The 19,380-nt window shown below is 68.3% G+C and carries 17 protein-coding genes; 13 read left to right on the top strand and 4 right to left on the bottom strand.

What is annotated here, in order from left to right:
- The first annotated feature begins 115 nt into the window (after window positions 1–115).
- A complete protein-coding gene (locus AC6R2M_RS11395; protein WP_500487571.1) occupies window positions 116–868 on the top strand; it encodes a sulfite exporter TauE/SafE family protein in 753 nt (250 codons plus the stop codon).
- Window positions 869–1,049: 181 nt separating this feature from the next.
- Here AC6R2M_RS11395 and AC6R2M_RS11390 read toward each other — a convergent pair whose 3' ends face one another.
- The 3 genes from AC6R2M_RS11390 to AC6R2M_RS11380 all read right to left on the bottom strand — a co-directional run bounded on the left by AC6R2M_RS11390 (window position 1,050) and on the right by AC6R2M_RS11380 (window position 4,711).
- Window positions 1,050–1,895 carry an HTD2 family dehydratase gene (locus AC6R2M_RS11390; RefSeq protein ID WP_500482209.1) on the bottom strand — a complete coding sequence of 282 codons (846 nt, stop codon included), beginning with the start codon at window positions 1,893–1,895 and terminating at the stop codon, window positions 1,050–1,052.
- 10 nt (window positions 1,896–1,905) lie between these two features.
- Window positions 1,906–3,072, bottom strand: coding sequence for an acyl-CoA dehydrogenase family protein (locus AC6R2M_RS11385; protein WP_500482207.1), 1,167 nt, complete (start codon window positions 3,070–3,072; stop codon window positions 1,906–1,908).
- A gap of 100 nt (window positions 3,073–3,172) precedes the next feature.
- Complete coding sequence (locus tag AC6R2M_RS11380) at window positions 3,173–4,711, bottom strand: fumarate hydratase (protein ID WP_500482205.1); 1,539 nt, start codon at window positions 4,709–4,711, stop codon at window positions 3,173–3,175.
- Between the two features lie 111 nt (window positions 4,712–4,822).
- Here AC6R2M_RS11380 and AC6R2M_RS11375 point away from each other — a divergent pair, with 111 nt between their 5' ends.
- Both AC6R2M_RS11375 and AC6R2M_RS11370 read left to right on the top strand, forming a co-directional pair.
- Window positions 4,823–5,950, top strand: coding sequence for a CaiB/BaiF CoA transferase family protein (locus tag AC6R2M_RS11375; RefSeq protein WP_500482203.1), 1,128 nt, complete (start codon window positions 4,823–4,825; stop codon window positions 5,948–5,950).
- A gap of 67 nt (window positions 5,951–6,017) precedes the next feature.
- Window positions 6,018–6,959 carry a LysR family transcriptional regulator gene (locus AC6R2M_RS11370; protein ID WP_500482201.1) on the top strand — a complete coding sequence of 314 codons (942 nt, stop codon included), beginning with the start codon at window positions 6,018–6,020 and terminating at the stop codon, window positions 6,957–6,959.
- A gap of 77 nt (window positions 6,960–7,036) precedes the next feature.
- Here AC6R2M_RS11370 and AC6R2M_RS11365 read toward each other — a convergent pair whose 3' ends face one another.
- Window positions 7,037–8,533 (bottom strand): CoA-acylating methylmalonate-semialdehyde dehydrogenase, encoded by a 1,497-nt coding sequence (locus AC6R2M_RS11365; protein ID WP_500482199.1) that lies wholly within the window; start codon window positions 8,531–8,533, stop codon window positions 7,037–7,039.
- A gap of 121 nt (window positions 8,534–8,654) precedes the next feature.
- Here AC6R2M_RS11365 and AC6R2M_RS11360 point away from each other — a divergent pair, with 121 nt between their 5' ends.
- The 10 genes from AC6R2M_RS11360 (at window position 8,655) to ftsA (ending at window position 19,341) form a co-directional block, all read left to right on the top strand.
- Window positions 8,655–9,530 carry a LysR family transcriptional regulator gene (locus AC6R2M_RS11360; protein ID WP_500482197.1) on the top strand — a complete coding sequence of 292 codons (876 nt, stop codon included), beginning with the start codon at window positions 8,655–8,657 and terminating at the stop codon, window positions 9,528–9,530.
- Window positions 9,531–9,915: 385 nt separating this feature from the next.
- Window positions 9,916–10,284 (top strand): helix-turn-helix domain-containing protein, encoded by a 369-nt coding sequence (locus AC6R2M_RS11355; RefSeq protein WP_500482195.1) that lies wholly within the window; start codon window positions 9,916–9,918, stop codon window positions 10,282–10,284.
- A 20-nt stretch (window positions 10,285–10,304) separates the two neighbouring features.
- A complete protein-coding gene (gene murG / locus AC6R2M_RS11350) occupies window positions 10,305–11,432 on the top strand; it encodes an undecaprenyldiphospho-muramoylpentapeptide beta-N-acetylglucosaminyltransferase (protein WP_500482193.1) in 1,128 nt (375 codons plus the stop codon).
- Between the two features lie 23 nt (window positions 11,433–11,455).
- On the top strand, window positions 11,456–12,874 hold the full coding sequence (gene murC, locus AC6R2M_RS11345) for a UDP-N-acetylmuramate--L-alanine ligase (protein WP_500482191.1): 1,419 nt from the start codon (window positions 11,456–11,458) through the stop codon (window positions 12,872–12,874).
- Window positions 12,871–13,815 carry a UDP-N-acetylmuramate dehydrogenase gene (gene murB / locus AC6R2M_RS11340; protein ID WP_500482189.1) on the top strand — a complete coding sequence of 315 codons (945 nt, stop codon included), beginning with the start codon at window positions 12,871–12,873 and terminating at the stop codon, window positions 13,813–13,815. The genes murC and murB overlap by 4 nt, the downstream gene beginning before the upstream one ends.
- Before the next feature lie 64 nt (window positions 13,816–13,879).
- A complete protein-coding gene (locus tag AC6R2M_RS11335) occupies window positions 13,880–14,785 on the top strand; it encodes a cation diffusion facilitator family transporter (protein ID WP_500482187.1) in 906 nt (301 codons plus the stop codon).
- Window positions 14,786–14,860: 75 nt separating this feature from the next.
- A complete protein-coding gene (gene chrA, locus AC6R2M_RS11330) occupies window positions 14,861–16,063 on the top strand; it encodes a chromate efflux transporter (RefSeq protein ID WP_500482185.1) in 1,203 nt (400 codons plus the stop codon).
- A 139-nt stretch (window positions 16,064–16,202) separates the two neighbouring features.
- On the top strand, window positions 16,203–17,129 hold the full coding sequence (locus tag AC6R2M_RS11325; RefSeq protein ID WP_500482183.1) for a D-alanine--D-alanine ligase: 927 nt from the start codon (window positions 16,203–16,205) through the stop codon (window positions 17,127–17,129).
- A complete protein-coding gene (locus AC6R2M_RS11320) occupies window positions 17,117–18,016 on the top strand; it encodes a cell division protein FtsQ/DivIB (RefSeq protein ID WP_500482181.1) in 900 nt (299 codons plus the stop codon). Before AC6R2M_RS11325 ends, AC6R2M_RS11320 begins: the two co-directional genes overlap by 13 nt.
- Complete coding sequence (ftsA, locus tag AC6R2M_RS11315; RefSeq protein ID WP_500482179.1) at window positions 18,013–19,341, top strand: cell division protein FtsA; 1,329 nt, start codon at window positions 18,013–18,015, stop codon at window positions 19,339–19,341. The genes AC6R2M_RS11320 and ftsA overlap by 4 nt, the downstream gene beginning before the upstream one ends.
- Window positions 19,342–19,380 lie beyond the last annotated feature (39 nt).

Below are 19,380 nucleotides of genomic sequence, written 5' to 3'. Positions count from 1 at the left end.
AAGAGTGCGCGCGGAGATTGCGCGCCAAACAGGCCGGGGACGGGGGATGGGCGGGCGACGTCGCCGGCTCGGCGTCGTCGGCGCGCATGGGACACACACGGGAATGCACGGCGTGATGCCATTCGATATGCCGCTCGGCCTCGCGCTTCTCGTCGCGCTCGCCGCCTTCCTCGTCGGCCTTTCCAAGGGCGGACTGCCGGTCGTGGCCATGCTGTCCGTGCCGATCCTGGCGCTCACCATGCCGCCGCTCGAAGCGGCCGCGCTGCTCCTGCCGCTCTACATCGCCAGCGACATGGTCGGCGTCGTCATCTACCGGAAGCGCTTCAGCGGCCGGAACCTCGCCATCCTGATTCCGGCGTCGATGCTCGGCATCCTGTTCGGCTGGGCGACCGCCGCGGTCGTTCCCGACCGGCTGATCTCGTTCCTGATCGGGATCGTCGGCATCGCCTTCGTACTCGACATCGTGCGCAAACGAGGACGGACCGCGCCGCCGCGACCGGCCGACGTGCCGCGCGGCGTCGTCTGGGGTTCGCTCGCCGGCTTCACCAGCTTCGTCTCCCATTCGGGCGGGCCGCCCTATCAGGTCTACGTGCTGCCGCAGCGGCTGGAGAAGCTGACCTTCGCCGGCACCTCCACGATCCTGTTCGCGGCGATCAACCTTGCCAAGCTGCCGGCCTACTGGTCGCTCGGCCAGTTCACCGGCCCGAACCTGACGCTGGCCTTCTGGATGATCCCGGTCTCGATCCTCGGCGTTCTCGCCGGCTGGAAGCTCGTCACGGTTCTGCCGGAGAAGATCTTCTTCCGGATCGTCGAGATCGCGCTGTTCCTCGTCTCGCTGAAGCTCGTGGTAGACGCGGTGCGGGGATGATGAGGCGTAGTTCTGTAAGACACCCCCCTCTGGGCTGCCGCCCATCTCCCCCCAAGGGGGAGATCGCAGGTTGACGGCATGGCGACCCGTCCGGACATGCGCATGCCTATCAGCGAATGATCTCCCCCCTTGAGGGGGAGATGCCCGGCAGGGCAGAGGGGGGCGAACTGCCGCGCTACCCTTACCGCGCGCTGGCCTCCATCGTCGTCGCACCGGCGCCGTTCGCGGCCCGCAGCGCCAGTCCCTCGTCGCTTCGCCGCGTTTCCAGAACCAGCCGGTCGCCGTCGAAGAGAGGCGAGACGCCGCGATAGCTCACCTCCGCCGGCATCCGGCCGAGGGTGCGGGCCGCCAGTCGCACGAGGAGCGTCGCCTGCAGCGGCCCGTGCACGACGAGGCCCGGATAGAACTCCTCCTGCCGCGCATAGGTGCGGTCGTAGTGGATGCGGTGGCCGTTGAAGGTCAGCGCCGAGTAGCGGAACAGGACCAGCGAGGTCGGGTCGAAGCTCTCCGACGCATCCGCCGGGGCAAGGTCCGGCGCGCCGGTCGCCGATGCCGCCATGGCGGTCGGCGCGTCGCGGTAGACGATGTCGTGCCGCTCGGCGATCGCGAGGCCTCGCTCCGTCGAATAGTCGTGATGGACCGCGACGAAGATCAGGCGCCCCGTGCGCCCTTCCTTCAGATCGACGCTGCCGATGCGCGAGCGCCGGACCACCTCGTCGCCCACCGCCAGCGGCGCGTGGAAGGCGATGTGACCGCCGGCCCACATGCGGCGGGGCAGGGGCACCGGCGGCAGGAAGCCGCCCCGCGCAGGGTGTCCGTCCGGTCCCGTCCTGTCGTTGGCGACGATCGGCGGCGCGAGGCACCAATGCGCGCAGGGCGGCGCCTCGTCGCCCGGCACGGGATCGCCGGGCTCCTCGCCGAGCGTGGCGCGGAGCGATCGGACCAGCCGCGCGTCGATCCGGTCGACGGCCTCTTCCTCCCGCCCGATCCAGCTCTTCAGATGGTCGATGTCGATCGTGTCGGTCACGTCCGGTCTTTCAGTAGGAACGGGGCAGGCCGAGCACGTGCTCGGAGACGTAGGAAAGGATGAGGTTGGTCGAGATCGGGGCCACCTGATAGAGCCGCGCCTCGCGGAACTTGCGCTCCACGTCGTATTCCTCGGCGAAGCCGAAGCCGCCATGCGTCTGAAGGCAGGCCTCGGCGGCGGCCCAGGAGGCGTCCGCCGCCAGCATCTTGGCGAGGTTGGCCTGCTCGCCGCACTGGACGCCCTGCTCGAACAGTCGCGCGGCCTCGTGCACCATCAGTTCGGCCGCGCGCATCTGGGCATAGGCGCGCGCGATCGGGAACTGGATGCCCTGATTCTGGCCGATCGGCCGGCCGAAGACGACGCGCTCGCGGGCGTAGTCGCTCGCCTTCCGGATGAACCATTTGGCGTCGCCCACGCATTCGGCGGCGATCAGAATGCGCTCCGCGTTCATGCCGGAGAGGATATAGCGGAAGCCCTTGCCCTCCTCGCCGATCAGATTTTCCGCCGGCACCTCGACATTGTCGAAGAAGACCTCGGTCGCCGCGTGGTTCATCATCGCGCGGATGGGCTTGATCGTCAGGCCGTTGTTCCTCGCCTTCGCCATGTCGACGAAGAAGACCGAGAGCCCGTCCGTCTTCTTGGCGACCTTGTCCTTGGGCGTCGTTCGGGCGAGGAGCAGCATGAGGTCGGAATGCTCGGCCCGGCTCGTCCAGACCTTCTGGCCGTTGACGACGTAGACGTCGCCGCGCCTCTCCGCGAAGGTCTTGATCGAGGTCGTGTCCGTGCCGCTCGTCGGCTCGGTGACGCCGAAGGCCTGGAGGCGCAGCTCTCCGGTGGCGATCTTCGGCAGATAGGTCCGCTTCTGCTCCTCGTTCCCGTGCCGCAGCAGCGCGCCCATGATGTACATCTGCGCGTGACAGGCGCCGCCGTTGCAGCCGGACTTCTGGATCTCCTCCAGGATCGCGGCGGCGGCCGAGAGCGGCAGGCCCGAGCCGCCGTATTCCTCCGGGATCAGCGCCGACAGCCAGCCGCCTTCGGTCAGGGCGTTGACGAACTCCTGTGGATAGGCGCTCTCGCGGTCGAGCTTCTGCCAGTACTCGCCCGGAAAGGCCGCGCAGAGCTTGGCGACCTCCTCGCGGATGTCCTGGTGGTCCTGCGCGGGGGCGGGCGTGTCCATCGTCAAATCGCGTCCTTCGTTTCCCGCCATTGTCGCGTCCTGTCCCGCCGGAGGCAAAGACGGGTTCGGGCTGGCGGGAATAGCGATCGACAATGGCGGATCAGGCGGGGACGAAGTTGATCTCGGGCGCGCGCCAGCGCTTCGGGCCGGTCTCGTGGATGGAGGCCCCAGTGGAATCGACCGCGACCGTCACGGGCATGTCCTGCACCGTGAACTCGTGGATCGCTTCCATGCCGAGATCCTCGAAGGCCAGCACGCGGGAGCGCTTGATCGCCTTCGATACGAGATAGGCGGCCCCGCCGACGGCGATCAGATAGGCCGCGCCGTGCCGCGCGATGCTCTTCACCGTCTCCGGCCCCCGCTCGGCCTTGCCGACCATGACGAGCAGGCCCGTCCTGTCGAGGATGAGATCGGTGAAGGGGTCCATCCGGGTGGAGGTCGTCGGCCCCGCCGGCCCGACCGCTTCGCCGGCCACGGCGTCCACCGGGCCGACATAGTAGATCGCGCGGTCCTTCAGATCGACGGGGAGCGCCTCGCCGCGCCCGATCATGTCGGCCATCCGCTTGTGCGCGGCGTCGCGCCCCGTCAGGAGCCGGCCGGAGAGGAGGATGGTCTCGCCCGCCCGCCAGCTGGCGACCTCCTCGCGCGTCAGCGAGTCGAGATCGACGCGCCGCACCTCGCCCGCGCCCTCCAAAGCGATCTGCGGCCAGAGGTCGATCGAAGGCGGCGCGAGGACGGCCGGCCCCGAGCCGTCGAGCGTGAAGTGCAGGTGCCGGTCGGCGGCGCATTGCGGGATGAGCCCGACCGGCAGCGAGGCCGCGTGGACGGGATGCGTCGCGATCTTGACGTCGAGCACCGTCGTCAGGCCGCCGAGACCCTGCGCGCCGATGCCCAGCGCGTTGACCGCCTCGTAGAGCTCGATCCGCAGCTCCTCGAGCCGGGAGGACGGACCGCGCTCCAGAAGCTCGGTCATGTCGATCGGCGCCATCAGCGATTCCTTGGCCATCAGCATGGCCTTCTCCGCCGTGCCGCCGATCCCGAGCCCGAGAAGCCCCGGCGGACACCAGCCCGCGCCCAGACCCTCCACGGTCTTCAGCACCCAGTCCCTGATCGATGCGCTCGGATTGAGAGCGGCGAACTTCGCCTTGTTCTCCGACCCGCCGCCCTTGGCGGCAACGTGGATGTCGACCCGCGAGCCGGCCACCATCTCGACATGCGTCACGGCCGGAGCGTTCGTGCGCGTGTTGCGCCGTTCGAAGATCGGGTCGGCGACGATCGAGGCGCGCAGCGGATTGTCCGGGTTCGTGTAGGCGCGCGCCACGGCTTCGTCGACGAGCTCGGCGATCGGACGCGTGAAGGCGAAGCGCGCCTCCATGCCGATCTTGACGAAGACGTTGACCGTTCCCGTGTCCTGGCACATCGGGCGTCCGCCCAGCGCGGCCATGCGCGAATTGACGAGGATCTGCGCCATAGCCTGCCGCGCGGGCGGGCTCTTCTCCCGTTCGTAGGCGAGGGCGAGATGCGCGATGAAGTCCGGCGGGTGGTAGATCGAGATGTATTGGAGCGCGTCGGCGATCGAGCCGACGAAATCCTCTTCCGCGATCGGCGTCACGCCCTTCGGCCGTCCCTCGATGGTCATTTAAGTCTCCTCCCATCGCGTCGCTGTCTTGGGCCCCTCACGAGGACCTATTTGTCTCCAGCGCGCGGATCGGCGACGTATCGCTCCGTTCGGACACGGAGTGAAGCGGCGATGACGGAGCAGTCGGACCTTTCGGGCATTCTCGTCGTCTCGGTCGAGCAGGCGGTCGCCGCGCCCTACGTCTCCGGGAGGCTCGCCGATGCCGGCGCGCGCGTCATCAAGGTGGAGCGCCCGGAGGGCGATTTCGCCCGAAACTACGACCATCTGGTCCATGGCGAGAGCGCCTATTTCGTCTGGCTGAACCGGGGCAAGGAATCGGTCCGGCTCGACCTCAAGGAGGAGGCGGACCGCGATCTCCTTCTCTCCATCATCGCCGAGGCGGACGTCTTCATCCAGAATCTTGCGCCCGGCGCGCTCGACCGGCTGGGGCTCGGCATGGCCTCGCTGCGCGAGCGCTTCCCCCGCCTCGTCACCTGTTCCATCTCCGGCTATGGCGAGGAGGGGCCGCTCGCCCGGCAGAAGGCCTACGACCTTCTCGTGCAGGCCGAGACGGGCCTGTCCTCGGTCACCGGCAACGAGCACGGGCCGGCGCGGGTCGGCGTCTCGGTCTGCGACATCGCGGCGGGGATGACCGCGCATTCGGCGGTGCTCCAGGCCCTGTTCGCGCGGGAGCGGACGGGAAAGGGGCGGCACATCGCGCTGTCGCTCTTCCATGCGCTCTCCGACTGGATGAACGTGCCGTATCTCCAATACGTCTACGGCGGAAAGGTGCCGCCGCGCGCCGGCCTGTCGCATCCGACCATCGCGCCCTACGGGGTCTATGCCTGCGCTGACGGCCGCGAGGTGCTGCTCTCGATCCAGAACGAGCGCGAATGGGCCAATCTGTGCCGAACGGTCCTGCGCAACGCGGAGCTTTCGACGGATGCGCGCTTCTCCTCCAACAATCTGCGCGTCGCCAACCGGCCGGCGCTGGAGCGCATCGTCGAGGGCGTGTTCCTGACGATCGGCCGGGAGGAGGCGACCGCCCGCATGGACGAGGCCCAGATCGCCTACGGACGGGTCTCGACGCTCGACGACCTCGCCGCCCATCCGCAGAACCGCACGGTGACGGTCGAGACGCCGACGGGACCCGTGACCATGCTGGCGCCCGGCTTCGTCATGGACGGACGGATCCCGGCCTTCGGCGCCGTCCCCGCGCTCGGCGCGCATACGGACGCGGTCCGCGCCGAGTTCGGCTGAGCGCGCAGCCCATACCGATGCCGCCAACCTTCCTGTAGAGGATGTCCCGAACGGCAGGGAGGACGGCTTGGACATCCGGCAGCTTCGCTATTTCGTCGCGATCGTGGAGGCCAAGAGCTTCTCGCGCGCCGCGATCGCTCTTCGCGTGGCCCAGCCCGCGCTGAGCCTGCATGTGCGCAACATGGAGGCCGACCTCGGCACGACCCTGCTTCTGCGAACGCCCCAGGGCGTGCTGCCGACCGATGCGGGCCGGCTTCTTCTGGAGCGGGCGCGCTCGATCATCGCGGAGTTCGAGGCGACCCTTCGCGCGGTCGCCGAACATGACAGCGAGCCGGCCGGCGAGGTGCGTCTCGGACTGCCGGGAACGCTGGGCGAGATGCTGTCCGTGCCGCTGATCCTGGCCGTGCGCGAGCGCTTCCCGAAGATCCGCCTGAAGATCGCGGAGGCGATGAGCGGCTACGTTCTCGAATGGCTCTATGACGGGCGCGTCGATCTCGGGCTGGTCTACATCCCGGTGGACGAGCGGGGTCTCCGGTCCTCGCCGATTCTCACGGAGGAGATGCGGCTCTTCGCTCATGTCTCGGGTGTCGCGGGCATCGAGACGCCGGCGGACGGAGCGGTCGACCTTTCGACGCTGCACGCCCTGCCGCTGGTCCTGCCGAGCGTCGGCCATGGCCTGCGGAGCCTTCTGGACGAGGAGATCGGACGGCTCGGGCTGGAGCTGCCGACCGTGATCGAGGTGGACAGCTATTCGGCGATCAAGGAGATCGTCGGGCGCGGTCTGGCCTATTCGGTCCTGCCGGAGAACGCCGTCGCGCGCGAGCCCGACACCGCCCGCTTCCGCACCTGGCCGATCGGCTCGCCGCCGCTGTCGCGCACGGTGCATCTCGTGCGCCCCTATGACAGGCCGTCTGGAAAGGTGGCCGAAGCCGTCGAGCAGCTCTGCGTCGCCGAACTCTCCAAACTCGTCGGCACGGGCCTCTGGAAGGCCGACTTCATCGAGCGCTGAACGGTCGCACTCGAAATGAAAGGGCGCGGCACCGGGAAGGCACCGCGCCCTTTATCGTTGGATCGTCGGCCCGCGCGTCAGCGCATGACGGGCATGGAGAACTCCGCGCCCGACTTGATGCCGGACGGCCAGCGGCTCGTGACGGTCTTGGTGCGGGTCCAGAACTTGATCGAGTCCGGGCCGTGCTGGTTCAGATCGCCGAAGGACGAGCGCTTCCAGCCGCCGAAGGAATGATAGGCGAGGGGCACCGGAACCGGTACGTTGACGCCGACCATGCCGATATTGATGCGGGCCGCGAAGTCGCGCGCCGCATCGCCGTCGCGCGTGTAGATCGCGACGCCGTTGCCGTACTCGTGCTTCATCGGCAGCGACAGGGCGTCCTCGTAGTCCTTCGCCCGCACGACGGAGAGGACGGGGCCGAAGATCTCCTGACGGTAGATGTCCATGTCGGGCGTGACGTTGTCGAAGAGGCAGGCGCCCACATAGAAGCCGTCCTCGTAACCCTGCATGGAGAAGCCGCGACCGTCGACCTTGAGGTCCGCGCCTTCCTTCACGCCGGCCTCGATGAGGCCGAGGATCTTCTCTTGCGCCGCCTTGGTCACGACCGGGCCGAAATCGGCGCCCGTGTCCGTGTAGGGGCCGATCTTCAGCGCCTCGACCTTCGGGATCAGCTTGTCGATCAGCGCGTTCGCGGTCGCCTCGCCGACCGGTACGGCCACCGAGATCGCCATGCAGCGCTCGCCCGCCGAGCCGTAGCCCGCGCCGATGAGGGCGTCCGCCGCCTGATCGAGATCGGCGTCGGGCATGATGATCATGTGGTTCTTCGCGCCCCCGAAGCACTGCGCGCGCTTACCCTGCGCGGCGGCCTGCCCGTAGACATAGGCCGCGATCGGCGTCGAGCCGACGAAGGAGACCGCCGAGATGTCCGGGTGCTGGAGGACGCCGTCGACGGCCTCCTTGTCGCCGTTCACCACCTGGAGGATGCCCTTGGGCAGGCCGGCTTCCATCATCAGTTCGGCAAGGCGCATCGGCACGGACGGATCGCGCTCGGACGGCTTGAGGATGAAGGCGTTGCCGCAGGCGATAGCGGGCGCGAACATCCACATCGGGATCATCGCCGGAAAGTTGAACGGCGTGATGCCGGCGCCGATGCCGAGCGGCTGGCGCAGCGAATACATGTCGATGCCGGGACCGGCGCCCTCGGTGTACTCGCCCTTCTGCAGATGGGGGATGCCGATCACGAACTCGCAGACTTCCAGGCCGCGCACGATGTCGCCCTTGGAATCCTCGACCGTCTTGCCGTGCTCGGAGGACAGAAGCTCGGCGAGCTCCTGCATGTTCTCGTTCAGGAGCGCGACGAACTTCATGAAGACCCGGGCGCGCCGCTGCGGATTGGTCGCGGCCCAGGCCGGCTGAGCGGCCTTCGCCGCGTCCACCGCCCGCTGGAGCTCGTCGGCCGAGGCCAGCGCCACGCGCGCGGACACCTGGCCGGTCGAGGGATTGAAGACGTCGGCCTGACGCCCCGACGTTCCGGCGACGCGCGCGCCGTCGATGAAATGGCCGATCTCGTTCATGGGTCTCTCCCGTCTTGCTTCGTCATCGTTTGATCACGCGTTCGGGGTGGTCCGCGCAAGCGCTTCACGACGCCCAGCCATTGTGCAAATTTCGACATCGCACCGGGCTGGAGATCGATCGATGAACTGGGACGACGCGCGGATCTTTCTCGCCGTCGCGCGGGAGGGGCAGCTTCTTGCGGCTGCACGGCGGCTCGGCGTCAATCATGCGACTGTTGGCCGCAGGCTGAGCGCGCTGGAGGCGTCGCTCGGCGTCAGGCTGGTGGAGCGCAGGCCGGCCGGCTGCGCCCTGACCGAAGAGGGCGAGCGGTTCGCCGAGCGGGCGGAGCGGATCGAGGCGGAATGGCTGGACGCGCAGGGCGCTTTCGGGCCGGTGGGCGCCCTCTCCGGACGCGTGCGGATCGGCGCGCCCGACGGCTTCGGAACGGCCTTCCTCGCCCCGCGCTTCGGCCCTTTCCTGGACCTTCATCCGGACCTGTCCCTGGAACTCGTCCCGGTGTCCCAGGCCTTTTCCTTCGCACGACGGGAGGCCGATCTGGCGGTGACGGTCGACCGGCCGCAGGAGGGGCGTGTCGTCTCGCGCAAGCTCGTCGACTACCGCCTCGGGCTCTATGCTGCCTCCTCCTATCTCGACCGGGCGGGACGCCCGCAAACGCTCACCGATCTGGCTCGTCACCGTCTCGTCGGTCCGGTGGAGGATCTAGTCCACAGCCGATCCATCGCCTACGCGGCGGACCTTCGCACCGAATGGACCACGCGCCTCGCGATCTCGTCGGCGCTCGGGCAGACGGAAGCCGCCGTGGCAGGCGCTGGCATCGCCATTCTGCACGACTTCATCGCCGCAGGACGCGCCGGTCTCGAACGCGTGCTTCCGGCCGAATCCGTTCGGCGCACCTACTGGTTGGTGATGCACGAGACGTCGCGCCGTATCCCGCGCGTGAAGGCTGTGAGCGACTACGTCGCCGAGATCGTCAAGGCCGAACGGCACATCTTCTAGATGATAAAGGTTCGCAGTCGCAGTGAGACGCTTCGGCCGAAGCGCGGCGACGGAGACAATCGTTTATAAGTATGACTTGAGGGCGCGTTACTATATTTAAGACTTGTGCGGATAGCTCATTCTGGGCATTTTGCGGCGGCCCGCGGGTCGGAGCGCGTGGGGGCGCCCGCAATTCGAGATCATGCTTTCATCTACTCCAGTATTAACGCCGATATCGAGTTGATACCTCACGGTTATGATGTCATTCATTTTGTGAATATGCGCTAAGGTTCGCCTGTCAACATGCGCGCGTCGTTCCGATCCTTGTCGCGGCCTGCGCGCTCGCTTGCAGTTTTCGCCGGAAGGGCGTAGGCGAGGGACCGAAAAAGGTTTTCGGAGTTGGAACTTGAAAGCTGAACGTGACCCGGTCGACGTGCATGTCGGGGGGCGTCTTCGGTTGTTGCGCACCGCGCGTCGGCTGTCTCTGGAAGAACTGGGGCGCCGCATCGGGGTCACCTATCAGCAGATCCAGAAATACGAGACGGGGGCGAACCGCATCAGCGCTTCGACACTCTACCGGATCGCCACGGTGTTCGAAGTGTCTCCGACCTACTTCTTCGAAGGTCTGGAAGAAAACGGCAAGGAGAAGGTCGATGTCCTCTCCGACCGCGAGACGTTGCAATACTCCATCGCGATCGGCCAGATTCCCGACAGTGAAGTGCGCCAGCGTCTTCAGGCGCTGATCGACGCGCTCGTCCCGTCCAGTCGTCACTGATCTTTCGCGAGCGCGTGCCGTTGACCGATACAACATCGACGAACTCTTCGGCGGGTGTGCGAATCCTTCTATGTGCCGGCGGGACCGGCGGGCATCTTTTTCCCGCCCAGGCGCTCGCGCATGAGTTGATCGCGCGCGGCCACGACGTCCACCTCGTCACCGACGAGCGGGCAGGGCGCTTCATCGAAGGCTTCCCGGCCACCGAGATCCACCGCGTCCCCTCCGCGACCTTCGGCTCCAAGCGCCCCGATCGTCTGGCGGCGTCCCTCTGGTCGATCTGGAAGGGCTTCCGTCTGTCCGGCGCGCTGATCCGCAAGCTCAAGCCGGCCGTCGTCGTGGGCTTCGGCGGCTATCCCACCGTGCCGCCCATGATGGCCGCCGTCCAGGCCAGCCGCCCGACGGTCGTCCACGAGCAGAACGCCGTGATGGGCCGCGCCAACCGCATGCTCTCGGCCCGCGCGACGGCCATCGCCTTCGGCATCGCGCCCGTCGATCCGAAGCCCTCCGTCGCGGCGAAGCTGACCGTCACGGGCAACCCGGTCCGTCCGGCCGTGCTCGAGGCCGCAGCGTCGCCCTACGAGGCGAGCGGGGCCGGCGAGCCGTTCCGCCTCGTCGTGTTCGGCGGCAGCCAGGGCGCCAAGTTCTTCTCCGACGCTTTGCCCGAAGCGGTGAAGCGGCTGCCGGACGATCTCGTCCGGCGCCTGCATGTGACGCAGCAGGGGCGGGCGGACGAGGTCGACGCGGTGCGGGCCTTCTATGCCGAACGCGGCATTCCGGCCGAGATCGCGCCCTTCTTCTCCGATATGGCCGCGCGCATCGGCAAGGCGCATCTCGTCGTCTCGCGATCGGGCGCCGGAACCGTGTCGGAGCTTTCCGCCATCGGCCGACCGTCGATCCTCGTGCCTTATCCCCACGCGCTCGATCACGATCAGGCGGCGAACGCCGCCCTCCTGGAGAAGGCCGGCGGCACGATCGTCGCGCGGCAGTCGGATCTCTCCCCCGACCGTCTGGCGTCGCTGATCTCGGATGTCGCGCAGAACCCGGACAAGGCGGCCGGCATGGCCGCGGCCGCCAGGGCGACGGGACTGCCGGATGCTGCGCGGTTGCTTGCCGACCTCGTTCTGTCTATGCCCGCGGCGGGACGCTAAACACAGCCAGAAGGACGCGCGTCATGAAGATGCCGCCCAATATCGGACCGGTCCACTTCATCGGGATCGGCGGCATCGGCATGAGCGGCATTGCCGAGGTGCTGGTCAATCTCGGCTACACCGTCCAGGGCTCGGACCAGGGCGAGAACGCCAATGTCCAGCGCCTGCGCGAGAAGGGCGTCACCGTCCATGTCGGTCATGCGGCCGAGAATCTGGGCGTGGCGGAAGTCGTCGTGGTCTCGACGGCGATCAAGCGCTCGAACCCCGAGCTCGCCGCCGCCCGCGAACGGCTGCTGCCCATCGTACGCCGCGCCGAGATGCTGGCCGAGCTCATGCGCTTCCGGCAGGCGATCGCCATCGGCGGCACGCATGGCAAGACGACGACCACGTCGATGGTCGCGACGCTCCTCGACGCCGGCGGACTGGACCCGACCGTCGTCAATGGCGGCATCATCAACGCCTACGGGACCAACGCCCGCATGGGCGAGGGCAACTGGATGGTGGTGGAGGCCGACGAGAGCGACGGCACCTTCCTGAAGCTGCCGGCCGACGTCGCGGTCGTCACCAACATCGATCCCGAGCATCTCGACCATTACGGCACCTTCGACAAGGTGCGCGCGGCCTTCCGCGCCTTCGTCGAGAACGTGCCCTTCTACGGCTTCGCCGTGATGTGCCTCGACCATCCCGAGGTGCAGACGCTGGTCTCGGAGATCGAGGACCGGCGCATCATCACCTATGGCGAGAACATCCAGTCCGACATGCGGTTCTCGAACGTGCGGGTCGACGGAGCGAAGTCGATCTTCGACGCGACCTATCGGGACCGCGTGACCGGCGAGACGCTGGAGTTCAAGGACTTGGTGCTGCCGATGCCGGGGCGTCACAATGTCTCCAACGCCACGGCCGCCATCGCCGTCGCCCATCGCCTCGGCATCACGGCCGAGGCCATCAAGAAGGGGCTGGCCTCCTTCGGGGGCGTGAAGCGCCGCTTCACCCACACCGGCCAGTCCGGCGGTGTCGACGTCTACGACGATTACGGGCACCACCCGGTGGAAATCCGCGCGGTTCTGTCGGCGGCGCGCTCGGCGGCCAAGGGCCGCGTCATCGCCGTGGTCCAGCCGCATCGCTACACCCGCCTGCAGAGCCTGTTCCCGGAGTTCGCCGGCTGCTTCAACGATGCCGACACGGTCGTCCTCGCCCCGGTCTATGCGGCCGGCGAGGAGCCGATCGAGTTCGTGAACTCCGAGATGCTGGTCGAGCGGCTGAAGCTCGGCGGCCACCGCGACGCGCGTCTGATCGAAGGGCCGGAGGAGCTTGCCCCGCTGGTCCGACAGATCGCCCGGCCGAACGACATGGTCGTGTGCCTGGGGGCCGGCTCCATCACCAGCTGGGCCTATGCGCTGCCGGGCGAACTCGACGCGCTGGAGGCGAAGGGCGCCGCGTGAGCCTCGAAGCCGATCTTCGCGCCGCCGGCTTGCGGGGGCGGCTGACCCCTCGGGCGGATCTGTCCAAGATCACCTGGTTCCGCACCGGCGGGCCGGCCGATCTCCTGTTCGAGCCGGCCGACGAAGCCGACCTTTCGGCCTTCCTCGCCGCCCTGCCGGACGACGTTCCGCTGACGGTGGTCGGCATCGGCTCCAATCTGATGGTGCGCGACGGCGGCGTCGAAGGCGTCGTCCTCAAGCTTCCGGCCAAAGCCTTCGGCTCGGTCGAGCGGACGGGCGAACATCGCTTGTCGGTCGGCACCGGCGCGCCCGACAAGCGCGTGGCGGCCGCTGCGCTCGATGCGGGAATCGGCGGCTTCCATTTCCTCCACGGCATTCCGGGGGCCATCGGCGGGGCGCTGCGCATGAATGCGGGCGCCAACGGCGTCGAGATCGCCGAGCGCTTCGTCGAGGCCGTCGCCTTCGACCGTGAGGGGCGAAGACACGTTCTGAACCGCGACGACATGGGCTTCACCTATCGGCACACCGCCGTGCCGAAGGATTTCGTCTTCGTCTCCGCGCTCCTCGAAGGTCCCTCCGCCGAGCCGGTCGAGATCCGCCGGGCGATGGACGAGGTGCAGCACCACCGTGAGACCGTGCAGCCCGTGCGCGAGAAGACGGGCGGCTCGACCTTCAAGAACCCCGCCGGCTCGTCCGCCTGGAAGGAAGTCGACAGGGCAGGCCTGCGGGGCTTTGCGATCGGCGACGCACAGATGTCGCAGATGCACTGCAACTTCATGATCAACACGGGTTCGGCCAGCGCCCACGATCTGGAGCTCTTGGGCGAGACCGTGCGGCGGCGCGTGTTCGAGGCGAACGCGGTCTTGCTCGAATGGGAGATCGCGCGGATCGGGCGGTTCGAACCGGGCCGCGAGGTCGTGCCCTTCGTTCCGGCTGCCTGAACTGGCAAAGCCGGGGTGCCGGCACTAGAACGGCGCGAAAGCCCCGTTTCCCGAGTTGCCGTCCATGTCCGCCCCCGCCGAACAGACCGTCCTCAAGCGTTCCATCGCCGCCACCATTCTCGTCGGCACGATCGGTGTCGTCTTCGGCATCCTGTCCGGCTCGCTCTCCATCGCCTTCGACGGCATGTTCTCCGTGGTCGATGCCTCGATGACCTTCCTGTCGCTGATGGTCGCGCGGCTGATCGCGCGCGAGACGAGCCGGCGCTTCCAGATGGGCTTCTGGCACCTGGAGCCCATGGTGCTCGTCCTCAACGGCGCGCTCCTGATGATCCTGACGCTCTACGCCTTCGTGAACGCGGTCGGCTCGCTTCTTTCGGGCGGCCGGGAACTCGTCTTCGACTGGGCCATCATCTACGCGGTTCTCATCGTCGCGATCTGCCTCACCATGTTCTTCTACGGTCGGCGCGCTAATCGGACGATCGGCTCGGACTTCATCGCGCTCGACGTTCGCGGCTGGGGCATGTCGGCGCTCATCACCTCCGCGCTTCTGGTCGCCTTCACGATCGCCTGGCTCCTGCAGGACGGGCCCTACGAGGCCTGGACCCCCTATGTCGATCCGGCGGTCCTGGCCGTCCTGACGCTCGCGATCATTCCCATGCCGTTCAGGATCGTGGTCGAGGCGCTGAAGGACATCTTCCTGATCGCCCCGCGCGAACTCGACGAGAGCGTGCGCAAGATCGCCGCCGAGGCGGTGAAGGCGCACGGCTACAGCGACGTGCGGACCTATGTCGCCAAGGTCGGACGCTCGCGCATGGTCGAGCTGCACTTCATCGTGCCGCACGACCACCCCGCGCAGAGCGTGGCGGATTTCGACCGCGTGCGCGAAGACCTCGCGACCAAGGTCGGCGGACGGGCGGAGGACCGCTGGCTGACGATCGCCTTCACCGCCGATCCGAAATGGGCCGTGTGAAGGGGTCGCCGTCATCGGAACGTCACCGATTCCCGTGTTCGTGCGGCAAACGTTGAGCAGGGTCGGGAGAGTTCGGTGAGCGGATCGGAAGTCGGGCGAACGGGCGGAACGCCGAGCGAGGTCTTTGGCGTCTTTCTCAAGCTCGGCCTCACCTCCTTCGGCGGACCCATCGCCCATCTCGGCTACTTCCGCGACGAGCTGGTGACGCGCCGGCGCTGGCTCGACGACCGCGCCTATGCCGATCTCGTCGCCCTCTGCCAGTTCCTGCCGGGCCCCGCCTCCAGCCAGGTCGGCTTCGCGCTCGGCCTGACGCGGGCCGGATGGGCGGGGGCGTTGGCGGCCTTCGCGGCCTTCACGCTGCCCTCCGCGATCCTGCTCGTCCTGTTCGCCTCCGTTGCGGCGTCGTTCTCCGGGCCTGTCGGGGAGGGCGCGATCGCGGGGCTGAAGATCGCCGCCGTTGCCATCGTCGCACAGGCCGTTCTCGGCATGGCCCGTTCGCTCTGCCCGGACGGGCCGCGCGCCGCCATCGCGGTTCTCGCGGTCGCGATCCTCGCCTTCGCGCCGGGGGCATTCGGGATGGTCGCCGCCATCGCGGTCGGAGCGATGCTCGGGCTGATCGCCTGCGAGGGCGAGCCCCGGCCGGGCGGCCATCTACCGCTGCCCGTGACGAAGTCGGTCGGCGTGGCCTGCCTTTTCGCCTTCGGCCTCCTCCTGGCCCTTCTGCCGATGCTGGCGGGACAGTCGCAGACCTTGGCCGTCCTCGATGCCTTCTACCGCGCCGGCTCGCTGGTCTTTGGCGGCGGCCATGTCGTGCTGCCGCTTCTGGAGGCGGAGGTCGTGCGCCCGGGCTGGGTCGGCGAGAGCAGCTTCCTGGCCGGCTACGGCGCCGCTCAGGCGGTGCCCGGCCCGCTTTTTACCTTCGCCGCCTATCTCGGCGCCGTTCTCGGCCCGGCGCCGAACGGCGTCCTCGGCGCGGCGCTGGCGCTGGGCGCGATCTTCCTGCCGGGATTCCTGCTTCTCGTCGGCATCCTGCCCTTCTGGGACCGGTTCCGGCGCGCGCCCAAGGCGCAGTCGCTGATGCAGGGGGCGAACGCCGCCGTCGTCGGCATCCTCGGCGCGGCGCTCTATTCGCCGGTCTTCACGAGCGCGGTCGGCGACGGACGCGACTTCGCGCTGGCCCTTGCCGGTTTCGTCGCGCTCGTCGTCTGGGCGGTCCCACCCTGGATCGTCGTCGCCCTTAGCGCGACCGGCGGAGTGGCTTTGGCCGTGCTCGGCTAGCGCCTCATGGAACGAGGGGCGGTTAACGCCGCTCCAACGAACGCGCTTACGATTTTCTTTCTTTGGCCATAATGTCTTAACCCCCATTTAACCATCTTCGAGCGATGGTCATTTCCGTATTCGGGAATGGATCGAGCGCTTGATGACCACGCATGTCGCGATGCTGATGGGGGGCTTCTCTTCCGAGCGCCCGGTCAGCCTGTCCTCCGGCAACGCCTGCGCCGACGCGTTGGAGGCCGAGGGCTACCGCGTGACCCGCGTGGACGTCGGCCGGGACGTCGCGAGCGTCCTGCGGGAGCTGTCGCCAGACGTCGCCTTCAACGCGCTGCACGGTCCCTTCGGAGAGGACGGGACCATCCAGGGCGTCCTCGAATTCCTGCAGATTCCCTACACCCATTCCGGGGTGCTCGCCTCGGCTCTCTCCATGGACAAGGCGCGCGCCAAGACGATCGCGCGCGCCGCGAAGATCCCGCTCGCCGAATCGCGCCTCGTCGACCGCCGCGAGGCGGGCAGGGCGCATGTCATGTCGCCGCCCTACGTGGTGAAGCCGGTCGCCGAGGGCTCGTCCTTCGGCGTTCTCATCGTCCGCGAGGACCACGCCCATCCGCCCCAGGAGCTGACCGGGACCGACTGGCGCTTCGGCGAGACGGTGATGGTCGAGCGCTATGTCCACGGACGCGAACTGACCTGCGCCGTCATGGGCGACGTCGCGCTCGGCGTCTGCGAGATCAAGTCGAACGACCACGCCTTCTACGACTACGATTCCAAATATTCGCCCGGCGGCTCGACCCATATCGTCCCGGCCGAGCTGTCGAAGGCCGTCGCGGCCAAGGTTCAGGAATATTCGCTCGCCGCTCATCGCGCGATGGGCTGCCGCGGCGTGACGCGCTCCGACTTTCGCTACGACGACCGCTTCGGCGAGGAAGGCGAGCTGGTCTGGCTGGAGATCAACACGCAGCCGGGCATGACCCCGACTTCGCTGGTGCCCGACATCGCGCGGGCCGCCGGGCATTCCTTCGGCGAACTGCTCGCCTGGATGGTGAAGGACGCCTCATGCGAGCGCTGAAACCCTCCCACGACGCCCGCGTCGGTCGCCTCTGGCTGCGCCTGGGCATTCTCGGCCGGCGCATCAGCGCCTACGGCCAGTCGCTGGAGACGCTGCGGCTGCCGCGCTTCCGCACCCTGTCCATCGTGCTTCTCGGCTCCACCGGCATCTACGGCGCGGCGCTCGGCGGCCATATGCCGGCGGTTCTCGACTGGACGAGCGAGCCGTTCGGCTTCGCCATCGACCGTGTCGAGGTCTCGGGCAATTCCGAGACCTCGCAGATCGACATCCTGCAGACCGTCTGGATGAGCGGTGCGGCGACGCTGCCGGCGCTGGACGTCGTCGCCACGCAGGCCGCGATCGAGGAAATGCCCTGGGTCGAGAGCGCGACGGTCTCGAAGGTCTATCCGGACGCGGTACAGGTCGAGATCGTCGAGAAGCGGCCCTACGCCGTCTGGCAGTTCGGCCGCGAGCTCGTCGTCATCGACCGCGACGGCGCGCCGATCGTGCCCTTCGCGACCACCCGCTTCACCGACCTGCCGCTGGTCGTCGGCGCGGGGGCGGACCGCGAGGCGGCGGACCTCGTCGACCGCATCGAGATCATTCCGGAGCTGACCCCGCGCATCCGCGCCTATGTCCTCGTCGCCGAGCGGCGTTGGGACCTTCATCTGACGAACGGCGTCGTGGTGAAGCTGCCCGAGACCGACCCGATGGAGGCCGCGGCCGAGCTGGTGCGGATGGACCGCGAGACGCGCATCCTGTCGCGCGACATCGTCTCGGTCGATCTGCGGGTCCCCGATCGCTTCGTCGTCAAGCTGACGCCGGAGGCCAAGGAACGCCGCGACGCGGCGCTGAAGGAACGCGAGCGCGTGATCAAGCAGGCGGCTCGCAAGGACACGCCGGCATGAAGTTCTTTTCCTCCCGCTCCGACGATCTTCCGCGCATCGGCAAGCGCTCGACGCGTCGCACGCGCACCGTCTCGGTCCTCGACGTCGGCTCCTCGAAGATGACGTGCCTGATCGCGCGTCTTCGTCCGCGCACGGCCGGGGAGGCGCTGCCGAACCGCAGCCACGTCATCGAGGTGGTCGGCGTCGGCCACCAGCGCTCGCGCGGCGTGAAGTCGGGCGTCGTCGTCGACCTGGAAGCGGCCGAGCGCTCCATTCGCGCCTGCGTGGACGCGGCCGAACGCATGGCCGGCCTGACCGTGGAGTCGCTCATCGTCTCTCTGGGCGCGGGACGGCTGAAGAGCGTTCGCGGCTCGGCCGAGATCTCGCTCGCGGGCGGCGAGGTCGGCGAGGCGGAGCTCAAGCGCGTCCTCAACAACGCGGCGCGCGGCCAGCTGCCCGACGGGCGGCTCGCGGTCCATTCCATCCCCTTCGACATCATCCTCGACGGAGAGGGCGGGCTCGACAATCCGGTCGGCATGTCCGGCGAGACGCTGGGCGCCGAGCTGCACGTGCTCACCGCCGAGGAAACGCCGCTGCGCAATCTCGAGATCGCGGTCAACCGCGCCCATCTCGAGGTCGAGGCCTTCGTGGCGAGCCCCTATGCGTCGGGCCTCGCCTCGCTGGTCGAGGACGAGGGACAGATGGGCTCGGCCTGCATCGACATGGGCGCCGGCACCACCACGATCTCCATCTTCCACAACGGGCGTCTCGCCTATGCGGACGCGGTGGCGATGGGCGGCCAGCACATCACCATGGATCTGGCGCGGGGCCTTTCGATCCGCCCGGATCAGGCCGAGCGGCTGAAGGTCGTGCACGGCACGGTCATGGCCGAGCTCCTAGAGGACGGCGAGCGCATCACGGTCGAGCCGCTGGGCGACGAGGGCGACGGCGAGGGCATCCAGGTGTCCCGATCCCTGATCGCCAAGATCATCCGGCCGCGCGTGGAGGAGACGCTGGAGCTGATCCGCGACCGCCTCGCGGCGTCCGGACTCGGCCACGTCATCGGCAAGCGCATCGTCCTGACCGGCGGCGCCTGCCAGCTGGCGGGCATGACCGATCTGTGTCGCGACATCCTGCAGCGCAACGTCCGGCTCGGCCGTCCCCTCGGCGTGGCGGGGCTTTCGGCGGCGCAGAAGAGCCCCGCCTTCGCGACGGCCGTCGGTCTCCTGATCTACCCGGACGTTGCGGCCGACGAGTTCGTGCCGCGCACGTCCCCGATCGACTTCGCCTTCGACGAGGCGACGCGGGTCGGCCGCATGGGCGCCTGGCTGCGGCGGAGCTTCTAGAACGAACAGCTGCGCAAGCTTCGAGCTTGCCTGACGGAC

The organism is Aureimonas sp. CAS (assembly GCF_059838215.1).
This window is presented reverse-complemented; position numbering and strand designations above follow the sequence as displayed.

Coding starts and splice junctions, on each gene's coding strand:
- AC6R2M_RS11320 (WP_500482181.1), top strand. CDS start 17,117: ATGCGAGCGCTGAAACCCTCCCACGACGCCCGCGTCGGTCGCCTCTGG.
- AC6R2M_RS11395 (WP_500487571.1), top strand. CDS start 116: ATGCCATTCGATATGCCGCTCGGCCTCGCGCTTCTCGTCGCGCTCGCC.
- AC6R2M_RS11385 (WP_500482207.1), bottom strand. CDS start 3,072: ATGGACACGCCCGCCCCCGCGCAGGACCACCAGGACATCCGCGAGGAG.
- AC6R2M_RS11380 (WP_500482205.1), bottom strand. CDS start 4,711: ATGACCATCGAGGGACGGCCGAAGGGCGTGACGCCGATCGCGGAAGAG.
- AC6R2M_RS11360 (WP_500482197.1), top strand. CDS start 8,655: ATGAACTGGGACGACGCGCGGATCTTTCTCGCCGTCGCGCGGGAGGGG.
- murC (WP_500482191.1), top strand. CDS start 11,456: ATGAAGATGCCGCCCAATATCGGACCGGTCCACTTCATCGGGATCGGC.
- AC6R2M_RS11375 (WP_500482203.1), top strand. CDS start 4,823: ATGACGGAGCAGTCGGACCTTTCGGGCATTCTCGTCGTCTCGGTCGAG.
- ftsA (WP_500482179.1), top strand. CDS start 18,013: ATGAAGTTCTTTTCCTCCCGCTCCGACGATCTTCCGCGCATCGGCAAG.
- AC6R2M_RS11335 (WP_500482187.1), top strand. CDS start 13,880: ATGTCCGCCCCCGCCGAACAGACCGTCCTCAAGCGTTCCATCGCCGCC.
- AC6R2M_RS11365 (WP_500482199.1), bottom strand. CDS start 8,533: ATGAACGAGATCGGCCATTTCATCGACGGCGCGCGCGTCGCCGGAACG.